Annotated in this window: 15 protein-coding genes and 2 tRNA genes; 6 read left to right on the plus strand and 11 right to left on the minus strand. The window is 62.3% G+C overall.

The features are described 5' to 3' along the window. Window positions 1-54 precede the first annotated feature (54 nt). Window positions 55-1,392, plus strand: a complete 1,338-nt coding sequence (locus GJB56_RS11240; RefSeq protein ID WP_020970000.1) for an MFS transporter — start codon at window positions 55-57, stop codon at window positions 1,390-1,392. An 84-nt stretch (window positions 1,393-1,476) separates the two neighbouring features. Here GJB56_RS11240 and clpX read toward each other — a convergent pair whose 3' ends face one another. From clpX to GJB56_RS11265, 5 genes are all read right to left on the minus strand, one after another. Further along, the gene (gene clpX / locus GJB56_RS11245; RefSeq protein ID WP_003944582.1) at window positions 1,477-2,757 is read right to left on the minus strand and encodes an ATP-dependent Clp protease ATP-binding subunit ClpX; all 1,281 of its coding nucleotides are present in this window, start codon (window positions 2,755-2,757) and stop codon (window positions 1,477-1,479) included. A 369-nt stretch (window positions 2,758-3,126) separates the two neighbouring features. Then, on the minus strand, window positions 3,127-3,789 hold the full coding sequence (locus GJB56_RS11250; protein WP_003944539.1) for an ATP-dependent Clp protease proteolytic subunit: 663 nt from the start codon (window positions 3,787-3,789) through the stop codon (window positions 3,127-3,129). 48 nt (window positions 3,790-3,837) lie between these two features. After that, window positions 3,838-4,425 carry an ATP-dependent Clp protease proteolytic subunit gene (locus tag GJB56_RS11255; RefSeq protein ID WP_007730960.1) on the minus strand — a complete coding sequence of 196 codons (588 nt, stop codon included), beginning with the start codon at window positions 4,423-4,425 and terminating at the stop codon, window positions 3,838-3,840. Window positions 4,426-4,641: 216 nt separating this feature from the next. After that, complete coding sequence (gene tig, locus GJB56_RS11260) at window positions 4,642-6,015, minus strand: trigger factor (protein ID WP_162793430.1); 1,374 nt, start codon at window positions 6,013-6,015, stop codon at window positions 4,642-4,644. Window positions 6,016-6,163: 148 nt separating this feature from the next. After that, window positions 6,164-6,237: transfer RNA gene (locus GJB56_RS11265), tRNA-Pro, on the minus strand. A gap of 399 nt (window positions 6,238-6,636) precedes the next feature. Here GJB56_RS11265 and GJB56_RS11270 point away from each other — a divergent pair. Continuing rightward, window positions 6,637-6,710: transfer RNA gene (locus GJB56_RS11270), tRNA-Gly, on the plus strand. 193 nt (window positions 6,711-6,903) lie between these two features. Continuing rightward, window positions 6,904-7,662: a GA module-containing protein gene (locus GJB56_RS11275; RefSeq protein WP_113683763.1), complete on the plus strand. Its 759-nt coding sequence runs from the start codon at window positions 6,904-6,906 to the stop codon at window positions 7,660-7,662. Here GJB56_RS11275 and GJB56_RS11280 read toward each other — a convergent pair. Both GJB56_RS11280 and GJB56_RS11285 read right to left on the minus strand, forming a co-directional pair. Then, window positions 7,659-8,456 (minus strand): Fpg/Nei family DNA glycosylase, encoded by a 798-nt coding sequence (locus tag GJB56_RS11280; protein ID WP_113683747.1) that lies wholly within the window; start codon window positions 8,454-8,456, stop codon window positions 7,659-7,661. The genes GJB56_RS11275 and GJB56_RS11280 overlap by 4 nt on opposite strands. A 15-nt stretch (window positions 8,457-8,471) precedes the next feature. Next, window positions 8,472-8,945 carry a ribose-5-phosphate isomerase gene (locus GJB56_RS11285; RefSeq protein ID WP_003944571.1) on the minus strand — a complete coding sequence of 158 codons (474 nt, stop codon included), beginning with the start codon at window positions 8,943-8,945 and terminating at the stop codon, window positions 8,472-8,474. Between the two features lie 100 nt (window positions 8,946-9,045). Between GJB56_RS11285 and GJB56_RS11290 the strand changes: the two genes are divergently transcribed. Beyond that, window positions 9,046-9,924 carry a M48 family metallopeptidase gene (locus GJB56_RS11290; protein ID WP_021333424.1) on the plus strand — a complete coding sequence of 293 codons (879 nt, stop codon included), beginning with the start codon at window positions 9,046-9,048 and terminating at the stop codon, window positions 9,922-9,924. On the opposite strand, the gene GJB56_RS11295 is transcribed toward GJB56_RS11290, so the two are convergent. Continuing rightward, window positions 9,912-10,535, minus strand: coding sequence for a DsbA family oxidoreductase (locus GJB56_RS11295; RefSeq protein ID WP_003944541.1), 624 nt, complete (start codon window positions 10,533-10,535; stop codon window positions 9,912-9,914). The two genes, GJB56_RS11290 and GJB56_RS11295, sit on opposite strands and share 13 nt — an antisense overlap. Window positions 10,536-10,701: 166 nt before the next feature. On the opposite strand from GJB56_RS11295, the gene GJB56_RS11300 reads away from it, so the two are divergent. Together GJB56_RS11300 and pepN are read left to right on the plus strand one after the other, a co-directional pair. Next, window positions 10,702-11,937: an NAD(P)/FAD-dependent oxidoreductase gene (locus GJB56_RS11300; protein WP_020908238.1), complete on the plus strand. Its 1,236-nt coding sequence runs from the start codon at window positions 10,702-10,704 to the stop codon at window positions 11,935-11,937. 65 nt (window positions 11,938-12,002) lie between these two features. Then, on the plus strand, window positions 12,003-14,582 hold the full coding sequence (gene pepN, locus GJB56_RS11305; protein WP_113683748.1) for an aminopeptidase N: 2,580 nt from the start codon (window positions 12,003-12,005) through the stop codon (window positions 14,580-14,582). Window positions 14,583-14,653: 71 nt separating this feature from the next. Here pepN and GJB56_RS11310 read toward each other — a convergent pair whose 3' ends face one another. The 3 genes from GJB56_RS11310 to GJB56_RS11320 all read right to left on the minus strand — a co-directional run bounded on the left by GJB56_RS11310 (window position 14,654) and on the right by GJB56_RS11320 (window position 16,256). Beyond that, window positions 14,654-15,133, minus strand: a complete 480-nt coding sequence (locus GJB56_RS11310; protein ID WP_019749092.1) for a DUF5130 domain-containing protein — start codon at window positions 15,131-15,133, stop codon at window positions 14,654-14,656. Continuing rightward, window positions 15,120-15,383, minus strand: coding sequence for an aa3-type cytochrome oxidase subunit CtaJ (gene ctaJ, locus GJB56_RS11315; protein WP_007730943.1), 264 nt, complete (start codon window positions 15,381-15,383; stop codon window positions 15,120-15,122). Before ctaJ ends, GJB56_RS11310 begins: the two co-directional genes overlap by 14 nt. 174 nt (window positions 15,384-15,557) lie before the next feature. Then, a complete protein-coding gene (locus tag GJB56_RS11320) occupies window positions 15,558-16,256 on the minus strand; it encodes an HNH endonuclease (RefSeq protein WP_020908239.1) in 699 nt (232 codons plus the stop codon). Between the last annotated feature and the right edge of the window lie 83 nt (window positions 16,257-16,339).

The following is a 16,339-nucleotide window of genomic DNA, read 5'->3' on the forward strand; positions in this document are numbered from 1 at the left end:
GAACATCATCGGCGGATGTAGAGCCTCCACGACGCTTCCACCCAGGAGATGAGCATGTCAGCTAGCACGGTTACACCGTCCGGCCCCGAGGCGGGATCCTTGGCCAGGCCGGACACGACCAAGGTCAAGCGCGCCGCAACGTCGTCGTTTCTCGGCAGCATGCTCGAGTACTATGACTTCTACATCTACGCCTCCGCCGCTGCACTCATCTTCCCCACCGTGTTCTTCCCGGACAGCGGACATGCGGCACTGCTTTCGCTGGCCACCTTCGGTGTCGCGTACGTCGCGCGTCCCCTCGGCGCTGTAGTCCTCGGCCATTTCGGTGACCGCGTCGGCCGCAAGAAGATCATGCTGCTCACGCTCATCATGATGGGCGCAGCAACATTCCTCATCGGATGTATTCCCAGCGCGGATTCGATCGGAGTTCTTGCACCGATACTGCTGGTCCTGATGAGAATCGCTCAGGGCATCTCCGCCGCTGGCGAACAGAGTGGCGCCAGCTCACTGACTCTCGAACACGCTCCCGAAGGTCGACGGGCATTCTTCTGCAGCTGGACCCTCAACGGCACCCAGGCCGGCTTCATCCTCGCCAGCCTCGTCTTCCTGCCCATCGCCGCACTCCCCGACGACATCCTCTACACGTGGGGCTGGCGAATCCCGTTCTGGGGCAGCCTGATCGTTCTCGTGGCTGCATACATCATGCGTCTCAAGCTCGAAGAGCCGGAAGAGTTCACCGAGCAGCAGGAGTCGAAGGCCGTCGCCAAATTGCCTGTTGCCGATCTCCTTCGCACCCACAGCGCAAATCTGATTCGCGTGATCTGCTGCGCTTTCATCGCCGTCGTCTCGACCATCTTCTCCGTCTTCGGACTCGCCTTCGCGACCACCGAGGAAGTGGGGATCCCGAAGTCGACCATGCTCTGGGTGGCTATCGCAGCCAACGCCGTGGCCTTGCTCAGCCAGCCCGCCTGGGCGATTCTCTCCGACCGGATCGGTCGCAGGCCGCTGTTCATCGGTGGCGCCCTCGGTAGCGCGGTGTTCATCTACGTGTACTTCGGCGCAATCGCCAGCGGCAACGTCCCGCTGATCTTCCTGGCCGCAATCGGATTGATGTCCGTCTTCTACGCTGCCCCGAATGCCATCTGGCCGTCGTTCTACTCCGAAATGTTCAACACCAAGGTCCGCTACTCCGGCATCGCGATCGGCACCCAGGTCGGCTTCGCCCTCGCAGGCTTTGCGCCCGCCATCGGCAACGCCCTCATGGGCGGGGACAAGACACACTGGATGCCCGTTGCCATTCTGACATCGGTGGCCTGCGTCATCTGCGCGATCTCCGCGTTCACCGCCAAGGAGACGTTCCGCACTCCCCTCAAGGAACTCGGCAACCCGATCTAGCCGAACACCCCCCAGACACCCTGCACGAACGACTGTGGCCCGGCATCTCGCGAGAGATACCGGGCCACAGTCGTTTTGAAGTTTCTACGCCGTCTTGTCGCGACGCTCGCCACGCTCCGGCTTACGCGGAACGATGGTCGGAAGTACGTTGTCGTTGACGGTCTCCGCGGTGACGACCACCTTTTCGACGTCGTCACGGCTGGGGATGTCGTACATCACCGGAAGAAGAACCTCTTCCATGATGGCGCGCAGGCCACGAGCGCCGGTTCCACGCAAGATCGCCTGATCGGCAATAGCGTCGAGCGCTTCTTCGGTGAACTCGAGTTCGACGCCGTCCATGTCGAAGAGACGACGGTACTGCTTGACGAGAGCGTTCTTGGGCTCCGACAAGATCTGAACGAGCGATTCCTTGTCGAGGTTGGTCACCGACGCGATCATCGGCAAACGGCCGATGAACTCGGGAATCAGACCGAACTTGATCAAATCCTCCGGCATGACCTCGGCGAAACGATCGACCGTATCCAGTTCGGCCTTCGACCGAACCTCGGCGCCGAAACCGATACCGCGCTTGCCGACACGATCGGAGACGATCCGCTCGAGACCAGCGAAAGCGCCCGCGACGATGAACAGCACGTTCGTGGTGTCGATCTGAATGAATTCCTGGTGCGGATGCTTGCGACCACCCTGCGGCGGGACGCTCGCCTGCGTACCTTCGAGGATCTTCAGCAACGCCTGCTGAACACCTTCGCCGGAGACGTCACGCGTGATCGACGGGTTCTCGCTCTTGCGAGCGATCTTGTCGACCTCGTCGATGTAGATGATTCCGGTCTCGGCGCGCTTGACGTCGTAGTCGGCAGCCTGAATCAGCTTGAGCAGAATGTTCTCGACGTCCTCACCGACGTAGCCGGCCTCGGTCAACGCCGTCGCATCGGCGATGGCGAACGGGACGTTGAGCATCTTCGCGAGAGTCTGAGCGAGGTACGTCTTGCCACAGCCGGTGGGGCCGAGCATCAAGATGTTGGATTTTGCGAGCTCAACCGTCTCACCCCGCGCATCACGGCCCTTGTCTCCGGCCTGAATGCGCTTGTAGTGGTTGTAGACGGCCACGGCCAGCGTCCGCTTGGCGGAATCCTGACCGATGACGTAGTTCTCGAGGAATTCTCGGATCTCCGCAGGCTTGGGAAGCTCGTCGAGCTTGACCTCGCTCGACTCGGCCAATTCCTCTTCGATGATCTCGTTGCAGAGGTCGATGCACTCGTCGCAGATGTACACCCCGGGTCCTGCAATGAGCTTTTTGACCTGCTTCTGACTCTTGCCGCAGAAAGAGCACTTGAGCAGATCCCCGCCGTCGCCGATGCGTGCCATCTCGTGAGGTCCCTACTTTCCATCATGTACGTGCACTCGCCGCCACTCGATCGGTCGAGACGCTCCGCAGTACTCGGTATCAGATCAGAAGTTGTCAGATCAGAAGTTGTCGGATCAGACAAACTGATCAACAAACCGATCGAACAAATCTGGTCGAACAATCGCAGAACGCCGGTCGAGAACCAGCCCGTGAAGTGACGGTACCCGCAGATCCCGAACGGGGTCGACCTGTTCTCGGCGTTTCGCCTGCGGATAAAAAAGAAAAGAGTCGAGATCTCAGCCTGGCGAGCGCTCCACCAGGCACTTCTCGACGTGTCCGCCTCGTGTCGGGAATCGGAATACAGATCCTCGACACGAGGCGGAAATCGACTACTTCTGTGCGCTGAGCTTCCGGTAAGCCAGCACGTCGTCGATGATGCCGTACTCCTTGGCCTGCTCGGCCGTGAGGATCTTGTCGCGATCGGTGTCGACGCGGATGGTCTCCGGATCCTTGCCAGTGTGCAGCGACAGCGTGCTCTCCATGAGTCGACGCATACGCTCGATTTCCGCAGCCTGGATCTCCAGATCGGAAACCTGACCCTGGATGCCGCCCGTGGCCGGCTGGTGAATCAGAATGCGCGAGTTGGGGAGCGCGAAGCGCTTGCCCGGCGTACCACCGGCGAGAAGCACAGCAGCTGCCGAAGCAGCCTGACCGAGGCAGACGGTGGAGATGTCGGCACGGACGTACTGCATCGTGTCGTAGATCGCCATCAGCGCGGTGAACGAACCACCGGGCGAGTTGATGTACATGGTGATGTCGCGGTCCGGATCCTGCGATTCGAGAACCAGCAACTGTGCCATGAGGTCGTTGGCGGAGACGTCGTCGACCTGCGAGCCGAGGAAGATGATGCGCTCCTCGAACAGCTTGTTGTACGGGTCGGACGTCTTGACGCCGTAGCTGGTCTGCTCCGTGAACTGGGGCAGGATGTAACGCGATTGGGGGCCCGACGGCGCCTGGCCGCCCAGCGAGTTAGCTCCGAAAAGATTGGTCATCAGTTCTCCAAAGTATGAATTGGGCAGCGAGAGGATGGACGAACCGGCTCAGTTGCCGGTGCCGCCGGCCTGATTCGCACGGGAGACGACGTGGTCGACGAAGCCGTACTCGAGAGCTTCCTTCGCCGTGAACCAACGGTCACGGTCGGAGTCCGCGGTGATCTGCTCGACCGTCTGGCCGGTGTGCTGAGCGATCAGCTCGGCCATTTCGCGCTTGGTGTGCTTGAACTGCTCGGCCATGATCGCGATGTCACTGGCGGAACCACCGATACCGGCGGACGGCTGGTGCATCATGATGCGGGCGTGAGGCAGTGCGTAACGCTTGCCCTTGGTGCCTGCCGAGAGCAGGAACTGACCCATCGACGCCGCAAGGCCCATACCGAAGGTGGCGATGTCGCACTCGGCGAACTGCATCGTGTCGAAGATCGCCATACCTGCGGTGACAGATCCACCGGGCGAGTTGATGTAGAGCGAGATGTCTCGCGTCGGGTCCTCGGCCGAGAGCAGCAGGATCTGCGCGCACAGCTTGTTGGCGATGTCGTCGTCGACCTGGGTACCGAGGAAAATGATGCGCTCTCGCAGCAAGCGCTCGTACACCGAGTCGCTGAGGTTCAACCCAGCGGTCGCTGAAGTCATGGCGGGACTCTGCAAAGTCTCCAGGTGATTGGAAGTCACGGTACCTGCCTTCTATGTGGATCTACTTGTGCGGTGGATCGTCTATGCGAAACACTTCTACTGACACAGACAGTAACGAAGTAGGGCGGCACCGGAGTCCCGGTGCCGCCCTACTTCGCTCAAAGCGGAAAACTCGGTGCAGTCGATCGTGGTGAAAACACCCGTCCGCCTGCGTTTTTACTTGTCTTCGCTCTCGGCGGAATCAGACGCATCCGCTTCGGTTTCGTCCTCGCTGCTGCCGAACAGTTCAGCGGTGTCGACAACGGCGCCGGAGGTGTCCTTGACACCGGCCGACTCGACGACGGACGCGAGAGCCTTGCCACGACGGACGTCTGCGAAGACGGCGCCGAGCTGGTTGGCCTGCTGGATCTGCTGGATGAACTGCTCAGGAGCCATGCCGTAACGCTGCGCCTGGAACAGGATGCGCTCGGTGAGCTCGTCCTGACCGACGGTGACGTTGCCCGCATCGGCGATCGAGTCGAGCAAGAGCTGCGTCTTGACGGAGCGCTGAGCGGCTTCCTGGGCATCCTTGTCGAACTCTTCGCGGCTGCTGCCCTGCTCTTCGAGGAGCTTGTTCAGTGCCTCTTCGTCGTGATCGAGACCGTGAACGGCGTCGTGCAGTGCAGCATCGACCTCAGCCTTGACGACGGCTTCCGGCAACGGAACCTCGACGGTCTCGAGCAGCTGCTCGAGAACCTTGTCGCGGATCTGACCGGCCTGCTCGACCTTGCGGACGCGTGCGACGCGCTCGCGGAGGTCAGCCTTCAGTTCTTCCAGGGTGTCGAACTCGCTGGCGAGCTGAGCGAACTCGTCGTCCTCAGCCGGAAGCTCGCGCTCCTTGACCGTCTGCACGGTCACGGTGACAACAGCTTCCTTGCCCGCGTACTCGCCGGCGACCAGCGTCGACGTGAAGTCCTTGGACTCCCCCGCCTTGAGGCCGATGATGGCTTCGTCGAGGCCCTCGATGAGCTGGCCCGATCCGACCTCGTGCGACAGTCCGCTAGCGGTTGCCTCGGCAACGTTCTCGCCGTCGACGGTGGCCGACAGGTCGATGGAGACGAAGTCGCCGTCCTCGACTGCGCGGTCGACGCCGGTGAGGGTGCCGAAACGCTGACGCAGCGAAAGCAACTGCTCTTCGATGGCTTCGTCGGTGATCTCGATCGGATCGACCTCGACGTTGATGGAGCTGAAGTCAGGGAGCTCGATCTCGGGGCGCACGTCGACCTCGGCGGTGAACTCGAGGAGCTCGCCGTCTTCGATCTTGGTGACCTCGATCTCGGGCTGGCCGATGGCCTTCACGCCGGCGCTGGTGACAGCCTCGGAGTAACGCGACGGCAGAGCGTCGTTGACGACCTGCTCGAGCACAGCGCCGCGACCGACACGTGCTTCGAGGAGGCGAGCCGGAGCCTTGCCGGGACGGAAGCCGGGGAGACGAATCTGCTGCGCGAGGGCCTTGTAGGCCTTGTCGAAATCAGACTTGAGTTCCGCGAAGGGCACCTCAACGTTGATACGGACTCGCGTCGGGCTGAGCTGCTCGACGGTGCTCTTCACGAAACTTCGCTCCTTCGTCTGGTCTTGCTCACAACTTGTGTTGAATCGGTACTGCTGTGTGTTCGGTACTGCGGGTGTTCGGTACTGCTGTCTGGCGCGGCACTTCACTCCCGGACTTACTGGAGGTGAAGTGCCATGTACGTACTTGTCGGGATGACAGGATTTGAACCTGCGACCCTCCGCTCCCAAAGCGGATGCGCTACCAAGCTGCGCTACATCCCGTTTCCGATCACATGAAACACACGATACGGCCATCCGAGGCCACAAAGACAGCGGGCCACAAAGGCAGCCACCATCGGTGACCGCGCACAACCCTATCGCGCTCACTACTCTCTCACGAACCCGACCGTCGTTTGTACACGGCCCGCCTGTCCGACCCCGTCAGTATGTCATCCGACCGCCGCCACATACAGCCTTGGCTGAACGAAACGTGATGACAGCCGGAATTAGAAGCCGGGCCGCAAGGCAAGACACCCCGACTCGCCGGGCATTTCGGCAATTCCCCAGGTGAACGACGGTATCGAACTTCTCCAACCCCCCGATTATGAAATCCGGTGGGGCATTGGGTACAGTTTCGTATCGCAGACGACGAACACGGCGATCCCGAGTTGTCGTATGCACGGGGATGTAGCTCAATGGTAGAGCCTCAGTCTTCCAAACTGATCACGCGGGTTCGATTCCCGTCATCCCCTCCATGAGGAGGGAAACTCCACAAAAATCCGCATCGGCCTGGCCGGTGCGGATTTTTTGTGTTCAGACTTTGTGCACTCAGGCCACTCCCCTGTGGTCCGTATCCTGGAGTTGTCCGGATCGATTCTGCTCGGGAGGCCACTCGTGACCACGATTCTTCTCATACTCGTCGTTCTGGCCGTAGTCGTATTTCTGGTCATGAAAAGCCAGCAACGCGGTTCCGGCCACAGCGCAACACAACTCGACGACGCGAAAGCCGATGCCAGGCAGGCGATCGAACGCCTCGGCGGTCAGGTCTACAACCTGACCGGCAGTGACGACGCGTCGCGCCAAGCCCTCGCCGACGCGGCCGAACGGTACAACGCCGCAGGCTCGCAGATCGATCAGGCCGCAACGCCGGCGCAGGCACGTCTCGCGAAACAGACTGCGCTGGAAGGGCTTTACTACATCCGCGCGGCGCGGGTGGCAATGGGCATGGATCCGGGACCGGAAGTTCCTTCCATCGACGGACAGAAGGCTGCGGGTTCGGTCACCGAAGACCGTGAGGTCGAATTCGAGGGCCGCAAGGTCGCGGCATCACCCAATCCGTCGTCGCACACACCCAACTACTACCCCGGTGGCCGAGTCGCCGGACGCCCGGTCCCGGCCGGCTGGTATTCCGAACCCTGGTGGAAGCCTGCCCTCGTCGCCGGCGCCTGGGGTCTGGGTTCGATGATGCTGTTCTCGACCATGTTCTCCGGCATGGCCGGGGTTCCTTACGGCGCAGAAGCTTTCGCGCAGGGTGGCGATACGGGAGCCGGCGACTCGGGAGATCAGGGTATGGACGCCGGTGACTCCGGCGCGGAACAAGGAAGTGTCGACAACACCGATTTCACCGCAGACGGTGGAGGCAGCGACTACGGGGACTTCGGAGGCGGCGATTTCGGCGGCGGAGACTTCGGCGGCTTCGACTTCTAAACCGACTGGCACACCGGGCACCAGAACAGGTTTCGCGCCTCCATGACGGAATGCAGGATCGGTGTGCCGCACACGCGGCACGGCGATCCTGCTCTTCGGTAAACGTAAGTCCGCGGACGATCCTTCGCGTACGCCGGATCACCGTTGTCGTGCTCGGCGCGAACGACGTGCATCTTCCCGCGCCTGACACCAACCTTCATCAATTCGACAAGATCTGCCCACATGGCAGTCCATTCGTCGTGAGAGATGAGATTCCCCGGTCGTTCAGGGCTGATTCCGTGACGAAAGAGAAGTTCGGCGCGATAGACGTTGCCGACACCCGCCAGGACCGCTTGATCCATGAGCAGCGCGCCGATCGCCTTCTTGGACTTGGAGATTCGCACCCATGCCTGGTGTGGATCCGCGCCTCGGCGCAGTGGGTCCGGCCCGAGTCTGGCCTCGATCGCGGCAACCTGAGGCGGCAGCATGACTTCGCAGGCGGTGGGACCACGAAGGTCGGTGCCGAAATCGGCACCGACCATTCGCATCCGGACCTGGCCTACCGGTTCTTCCATCGGCAGGGCGGAGTCGGTGAACTTTCCGTACAGCCCGAGGTGTACGTGAACTGTCAATCCGTTGTCATAGGTGTGCCAGAGGTGCTTCCCCCAGGCATCCGAGGACGTGAGTACGTGTCCGTCCACCAGACGCGCGTCCTCGGCGAATCTGCCTTGCGGGCTGAGGACGCGGACCGGTGAACCGACGAACTTGCGGGCATGCAACCGTGCCAGTCGATGCAGGGTATGACCTTCAGGCACGGAACAACTTTCGGATCAGGCTTGCGGCAGAGCCGGTGCGACGCCGGTCTTCTCGTACTCGGACAAGATGTCGATACGACGCTGATGACGCTCTTCACCCGACCATGCGGTGGCGAGGAAAGCGTCGACGATGGCGAGTGATTCCTCGAGGGAATGCATACGTCCACCGATGCCGATCAGCTGAGCGTTGTTGTGCTCGCGGGCCAGCTTCGCCGTTTCGACGCTCCAAGCGAGAGCGCACCGTGCGCCGGGAACCTTGTTCGCGGCGATCTGCTCACCGTTGCCACTGCCACCCAGGACGATTCCCAGGCTGCCCTCGTCGGCAACGACGCGCTTTGCGGCTTCGATGCAGAATGCCGGGTAGTCGTCCACGGCGTCGTACTCGTGAGCACCACAGTCGATGGCCTCGTGGCCGTTCGCTTTGAGGTGTTCGATGATCTCGTTCTTACGTTCGAATCCGGCATGGTCGGCACCCAGGTATACGCGCATGGCGACAATTCTCTCAGGCTCGACCAGCCGGGCGCACCCGGGTCGACGTCACACTTTCAGGAACACGCATCGCCGCGCGAGCGCACCTATCGTGGTGCCCATGTACCCCGTCAACGGCCAGGCCGCTGCACCCGCCGTTCGTGTGTCACCAGGCAGTGACGCGGTTCGCCACCCGTGGGAAATCCCGCTACTCGTGCTCGCCGTTCTGACGACAGTCGTCACCTATGTGGTGGCGATCGTTCTGATCGCTGCGGGTGATCTGTCGACGTGGATCCTCGTGGTGCTCGCGGCTCCGATCCTGCTGTTCCTCGCGCGAGGTCAGCTGTACGGATCGCAGCAGGTCAACGGAATCAAGATGACGCCTTCGCAATTTCCGGAGGGGTATCAGCTGGTTGCCGAGGCCGCGGCACGGTTCGGCATGAAAACTCCGCCGGATGCCTACGTCGTGCTGGGGAACGGACGGATCAACGCATTTGCGTCAGGGCACGGATTTCGGCGTTTCGTCGTCGTCTACAGCGACCTGTTCGAGGTCGGTGGGCAGGCCCGCGAGCCCGATGCGCTCGCATTCATCATCGGTCACGAGGTCGGCCACATCGCTGCTGGGCATGCGTCGTACTGGCGCCAGTGGGGACAGTTCGCGTCGAACTACATTCCGGTGATCGGATCTTCGCTGTCGCGTTCCATGGAGTACACGGCAGACAACTTCGGTTTTCACATGCGCCCACAGGGAGCACCGGGCGCCATGGGTGTCCTCGGCGCCGGAAAGTATCTCGTGGGTCTGGTCGGATTCGACGAACTCGCCGATCGCGCGACACTCGAATCCGGTTTCTTCCCGTGGTTCGTCAACATCTTGTCGTCGCATCCGGTGCTGACCTGGCGTGCGGCCGCGCTTCGCAACCGCACGCACTCAGGGCATCTGTTCTTCCGGCCCGGTCAGCTCTACCGAAATCCGGCGCTCACTACCGCTCAGTCGAACTGAGGATCCTCGTTGCGGGTCCGCTTGAGCTCGAAGAAGTGCGGGTAGCCGGCCAGCGCGACGGCGCCGTCCCACACCTTGCCTGCATCCTCGCCGCGCGGGATACGTGACAGCACGGGACCGAAGAACGCCACGCCGTTGACATGGATCGTCGGGGTTCCGACGTCGGGTCCGACGGCGTCCATGCCCTTGTGGTGGCTCTCACGCAGTGCCTCGTCGTACTTGTCGGTGTCGGCAGCCTCGGCCAGTTCGGGCGGCAGTCCGACCTCGGCGAGCGACGACTTGATGACGTCGGCGAAGTCCTTGTTGCCCTCGTTGTGAATCTTCGTACCCATGGCCGTGTACAGCGGCAGCAGGATCTCGTCACCCTTCAGCTGCGCTGCAGCGATAGCGACGCGGACCGGGCCCCAGGCCTTGGTCATCATCTCGCGATACTCGTCGGGGAGGTCGCGGCCCTCGTTGAGAACCGCAAGGCTCATCACGTGGAACTTGGCCTCGATGTCGCGTACCTGCTGGGCCTCGAGAATCCAGCGCGAGGTGATCCAGCACCACGGGCAGAGCGGGTCGAACCAGAAGTCAGCAGTGTCCGTGGTCTTACTCGAGGTTGCGCTCACGAAGAAACTCCCTATCAGTTCATGTCGGTCAGGTTCTGTCAGTTCGGGGACATACTCCCGTTCTGCCAACAATCATGAACCCGCAATCCTTCCCGCGCTTTCCCCCGAACCACCTTCCGATCGCAGTAGTGTCGAAAAGAAACGAGTACGAAGGAGTGGTTCAGTAATGAGCACCAACCGGAGATTCGTGATCGTCGGCGGCGGGCTCGCGGGCGCAAAGATCGCAGAAGCCCTGCGTGACAGAGATTTCGACGGTGAGATCACCGTATTGAGCGAAGAAGACCACCTTCCGTACGAGCGGCCGCCGCTGTCGAAAGAGTTCTTCGCAGGCAAGAAGACACTCCCCGAATTCACCGTCCACGACGGCGAGTGGTTCCGCGACCATCACATCGATCTTCGTCCGGGAACGACGGCAACGGCCATCGACCCCGCTGCGCACACCGTGTCACTTCCGGACGGTTCCACGATCAGCTACGACAAGCTCGCCTTGGCCACCGGCTCACGTTCGCGGCGCCTCGACATCCCGGGGTCCGACGCCGAGGGCGTTCACTACGTGCGAACAGTCGATCAAGCCGCTGCGCTACTGCGCACCCTGGCCGCCGACAAGAAACTCGTCGTGATCGGTGCCGGCTGGATCGGTCTCGAAATTGCCGCGTCGGCTCGCGGTTTCGACGTCGACGTCACCGTGCTCGAACATGCCGGCCTTCCGCTCGAATCGACCCTGGGCCCGGAAATGGGTGAGGTCTTCGCCGCTCTGCACCGCCAGAACGGCGTCGACTTGCGCACCGGCACGGACGTCAGCGCAATCTCTGTCGACGGCGATCACGCCGCCGGCGTCACTTTGAGCGACGGCACCGTGATTCCGGCCGACGCCGTGTTGATTGCTGTCGGCGCGTTGCCGAACACCGAGTTGGCGTCGGAGGCGGGTATCGACGTCGACAACGGAGTTCTCGTCGACGCCGGTCTGCAGAGCAGCGACCCCGACGTCGTTGCAGTAGGCGACATCGCGGCCGCACAGCATCCGATTCTGAATGCACGAATTCGGGTGGAGCACTGGGCAAACGCACTCAACCAACCCGAGACGGCCGCAGACACCATGTTGGGTCGGCCCGCCGAGTACGTGCGCATGCCGTATTTCTTCACCGATCAGTACGACCTCGGGATGGAATACGTGGGTCACGCGCCGCACGGCGGCTACTCCCGTGTCGTCACTCGCGGCGACGTCGACAAGCGCGAGTTCCTGGCCTTCTGGCTCGATTCCGCGAACAAGGTGCTCGCCGGCATGAACGTGAACATCTGGGATGCCGGTGACGCCATCAAGGAATTGGTCGCCTCTTCGCGTCCTGTCGATCCGGAGCGGCTGGCCGATCCGGAGATTCCGCTGGCAGAAGTGTCCGCTTGAGTAAAGCCGTTCTCTTCGTGATGGGATGGACGTAATAGATCCGCACCATCTACGAGGAGATCTTTGTGGTCGCACCGAACCTGACACGCGAAACCGCAGCGCAACGGTCAGCAATCCTGACCGTCGAGAACTATCTGATCGAACTCGATCTCACCGACGGCAACGACGCACCCGGCGAGGAGACGTTCTCTTCGAAGACCACCGTCACGTTCACGGCTACGGCCGGAGCAAGCAGCTTCATCGACATCGTCGCGGCCCGAGTCCATTCCGCGGTCCTCAACGGCACCGCACTCGACGTCTCCGACTACGACGAGTCGACGGGCATCAGCCTTCCCGACCTCGCTGCCGACAACGAGTTGGTCATCGAGGCCGATTGCATCTACTCCCACACCGGCGAGGGACTGCACCGATTCGTCGACCCGACCGATGACGCCGTCTACCTCTACTCACAGTTCGAGACGGCTGACGCCAAGCGCATGTTCGCGTGCTTCGATCAGCCCGATCTGAAGGCCACGTTCGACATCCACGTCACCGCTCCCACGTCGTGGAAGGTCATCTCCAACTCCGCGGTCGTCGAGACCCTTGCCGCCGATCCCGGCAAGCACGTTTTCCTGACCACCCCGAAGATGAGCACGTACCTGGTGGCGCTCATCGCCGGTCCCTACGCGCAGTGGACCGACAACTACTCCGACGAGCACGGCGACATCCCGCTCGGAATCTTCTGCCGCGCTTCGCTGGCCGAGTTCATGGACGAGGAGCGGCTCTTCACCGAGACCAAGCAGGGATTCGACTTCTACCACCGCAACTTCGGTGTTCCCTATGCCTTCGGCAAGTACGACCAGCTCTTCGTCCCCGAATTCAATGCGGGCGCGATGGAGAATGCCGGCGCCGTGACCTTCCTCGAGGACTACGTCTTCCGGTCCACGGTGACCCGCTACTCGTACGAGCGTCGTGCCGAGACGGTGCTGCACGAAATGGCGCACATGTGGTTCGGCGACCTCGTCACGATGGCGTGGTGGGACGACCTGTGGCTCAACGAGTCGTTCGCGACCTTCGCTTCGGTCCTGTGCCAGACCGAGGCCACGGAGTACACGAACGCCTGGACGACGTTCGCCAACGTCGAGAAGTCGTGGGCATACCGCCAGGATCAGTTGCCGTCGACGCACCCGATTGCCGCGGACATTCCGGACCTGGCTGCCGTCGAGGTCAACTTCGACGGCATCACCTACGCGAAGGGCGCCAGCGTCCTCAAGCAGTTGGTCGCATACGTCGGACTCGAGCCGTTCCTCGCCGGACTGCGTGAGTACTTCCGTGAGCATGCATTCGGAAACGCAACATTCGACGATCTGCTGGGCTCACTCGAAAAGTCCTCGGGCCGTGACCTTTCCGACTGGGGTCGACAGTGGCTCAAGACCACCGGTTTGAACATCCTGCGCCCCGACTTCGATGTCGACGCAGACGGAAAGTTCACCCGCTTCGCCGTCCTGCAGGACGGTGCGGCACCAGGCGCCGGCGAGCGGCGAATCCACCGGATCGCCATCGGCATCTACGACGACGTCGACGGCAAGTTGGTACGAAGCCATCGCGTCGAACTCGACCTCGATGCCGTGGAAAGCACGGATGTCCCCGAACTTGTCGGCGTCGCCCGCGGTGCACTCGTGTTGGTCAACGACGACGATCTCACCTACGGCTCCGTGCGACTCGATCCCGAATCTTTGGCGACGGCGATCGAGCGGGTCGGCGACATCACCGACTCACTCCCCCGCACCCTGGTCTGGTCGGCGGCGTGGGAAATGACCCGTCAGGCCGAACTGAAGGCACGCGACTTCGTCGCGCTGGTCGAGCGCGGCATCAGTTCGGAGACCGAAGTCGGTGTGGTGCAACGTCTCTTGCTCCAAGCCCAAACCGCCATCGGCTCCTACGCAGATCCGGCCTGGGCCGAGGCCGAAGGCGCGGCGAGCTTCGCCAATCGGTTGCTCGAACTCGCACGTGAGGCAGAGGCCGGGTCCGACCACCAGCTGGCATTCGTCAACGCACTCACCGGTGCAGCACTCTCCCCGTGGCACACCGAGGTACTGCGCGAATTGCTTGACGCCGATCCCTCCACCGTTGGGCTCGACGGCCTGATCGTCGACACGGACCTGCGCTGGCGCATCGTCGGGGCACTGGCAGCTGCCGGTGAGATCGACGCCGAAGGAACCGCAACTCCGTTCATCGACGCCGAAGCCCAGCGTGACCCGACCGCTGCGGGCGCTCGTCAGGCCGCGGCGGCCGCAGCCGGACGTCCGCAGGCCGCGGTCAAGGAAGAGGTCTGGGCGAAGGTCGTAGGCGACGACTCGGTGCCCAACATCACCGCACGATCGATCATCGGCGGGTTCGCTCGCGAAGGCCAGGACGAATTGCTCGAACCCTTCGTCTCCCGTTACTTCGCCGACATCGCGGCGGTGTGGGAACGACGCTCGAGCGAAGTGGCACAGACCGTCGTCATCGGGCTGTACCCGGCGTGGTCGATCTCCGCAGAATCCGTCGCGGCGGCAGACCGATTCCTCGAAGGCGACATCCCTCCCGCGTTACGTCGTCTGGTCGTCGAAGGCCAGGCCGGTGTGGTTCGTTCACTCGCAGCACGAAAGTTCGACGCGAGCTGACATGCGAAAGGCCGGTGCCCGCGTCGATTCTCACGAATCGACGCGGGCACCGGCCGGTGTCTGACAAACAGTTACGGCGCTGAAATTGCGGCTGCCATAACGCGGATGGCACTGATCAGTCCGTCGATCAGGTTGCCTTCACTGAAGGATGCAACAGCTGCCGTTGCTCCGAGCTGGGTAACGCGATCAGTGACCCGATCGGCGATTGCCCGCCCGCTGCGTACCTCGACGGTGCGCTGGTTGGGCGAGACGGCGATCAGCACGGAACGCTCGGCTTCGGGCGTGGTCGGGAACAGTGCGTCGGCACCCGCTGCCGGATCAGAACCGAGATCACCGATGTAGGCGTTGAATCGCACCTTGGTGGCCCGCGTCGCTTCGGTCATCGCGACGTCGAGCGCGACCAGATCCATGGTCTCGAACGGAAGATCGTCGGTGAACGGCTCGCCGATGCGGTGCACACCGGAAACGCGTCCGCTGGACGTGACGACGCTGCCGACGGGCAGGTCCTCGGGCGCTACTGCGAGCGCGGTCGAATGATCACCACTTGCCACTTGCGGACCCTCCGATCAGATCAGCCGAACCGGCTTCGATTGCGTGTGCACTGCCGTGATGGCCACCGCGAACGGTGACTTCGTCGACAGCACTCCACAGCACGGGAGCGTGATCCCACGACTCACCGAGATGGAACGCCGGCGGAACCGGTCCCGGCGTCTTCTTCCCGAGGAAGGACGCAGCCGCGAAGAACGCGGTGATCAAGGCCGGAATCCCAACGTATATCAGTACTACCTCGAGAATGCTCACACCAGATAACGTAGCCCAGAACGCCAGGAAGGAAAGCGTCAGGGCCACAAATTCTCGGGCAATTTCGTTTCGGTGACGACAGAACGCGGCTCAGGCTGCGCCCACGCCGACACATAGCTCAGGCTGCGCCCACGCCGACACATAGCTCAGGCTGCGCCCACGCCGACACATAGCTCAGGCTGCGCCCACGCCGAGATACGGCATCCACGCCGGATGCAATTCCTTGGTCGCCGCGAGCAGACGCCAATGCGGACCGGACGGGGGAACCAATTCCGCACGGAGAGTCCATCCGAGTTCGCTGAGCATCTTGTCGGCCTTGCGGTGATTGCAGGGGGCACAGCACGCGACGCAGTTCTCCCACGAATGCCCGCCACCTCGGCTGCGAGGAACGACGTGGTCGATGGTTTCGGCTTTGGCTCCGCAGTACGCACATCGGAAGTGGTCACGATGCATCAGTGCGGCACGGGTCATGGGGATGCGGGCGCGATACGGAACGCGCACGTAGGTGCGCAATCGAATGACCGAGGGAACCTGCACCGACCAGTCCGCAGAATGGACTACCGGGCCCTGTTCGTCCTCGTGGACGGTATCGGCCTTGCCGCAGGCCATCAGTACGACCGCGCGCCTGGCAGGAAGGGCGGTCAGCGGTTCGTACGTGACGTTGAGCAGTAGCACCCGACGTTTTACCCACTCGGGCACAACGCGATCGGGAGGGAACATCTCGAGGTGAGAATGCTCTTCGGAAAAGAGTGGGTCAGCAGTGTGCGCGAACCCGTCAGGAACAACTTCCAGAACAGCCCCTAACGCGTGGTCGTTCCGCGCGCTAGTGGGCTGGAGTTGTCGGTGATTGCGTGCAGCATGTCGGTTCTTCATACGACCTCCGGGAGACTGCCCCCAAGTTGACCACGGATGATCGCGTTACGCACTCCCATTTCGAACAAAATTGCCAGGACGGC

This window comes from Rhodococcus sp. AQ5-07, from assembly GCF_009707305.1.
GTDB lineage: Bacteria > Actinomycetota > Actinomycetes > Mycobacteriales > Mycobacteriaceae > Rhodococcus_F > Rhodococcus_F erythropolis.

Excerpts from the sequence above, each read along its gene's own strand:
- GJB56_RS11285 (WP_003944571.1), bottom strand. The coding sequence starts at position 8,945 with ATGCGCGTATACCTGGGTGCCGACCATGCCGGATTCGAACGTAAGAAC.
- GJB56_RS11300 (WP_020908238.1), top strand. The coding sequence starts at position 10,702 with ATGAGCACCAACCGGAGATTCGTGATCGTCGGCGGCGGGCTCGCGGGC.
- GJB56_RS11320 (WP_020908239.1), bottom strand. The coding sequence starts at position 16,256 with ATGAAGAACCGACATGCTGCACGCAATCACCGACAACTCCAGCCCACT.
- GJB56_RS11275 (WP_113683763.1), top strand. The coding sequence starts at position 6,904 with ATGAAAAGCCAGCAACGCGGTTCCGGCCACAGCGCAACACAACTCGAC.
- GJB56_RS11290 (WP_021333424.1), top strand. The coding sequence starts at position 9,046 with ATGTACCCCGTCAACGGCCAGGCCGCTGCACCCGCCGTTCGTGTGTCA.
- GJB56_RS11255 (WP_007730960.1), bottom strand. The coding sequence starts at position 4,425 with ATGACTTCAGCGACCGCTGGGTTGAACCTCAGCGACTCGGTGTACGAG.
- GJB56_RS11250 (WP_003944539.1), bottom strand. The coding sequence starts at position 3,789 with ATGACCAATCTTTTCGGAGCTAACTCGCTGGGCGGCCAGGCGCCGTCG.
- clpX (WP_003944582.1), bottom strand. The coding sequence starts at position 2,757 with ATGGCACGCATCGGCGACGGCGGGGATCTGCTCAAGTGCTCTTTCTGC.
- GJB56_RS11240 (WP_020970000.1), top strand. The coding sequence starts at position 55 with ATGTCAGCTAGCACGGTTACACCGTCCGGCCCCGAGGCGGGATCCTTG.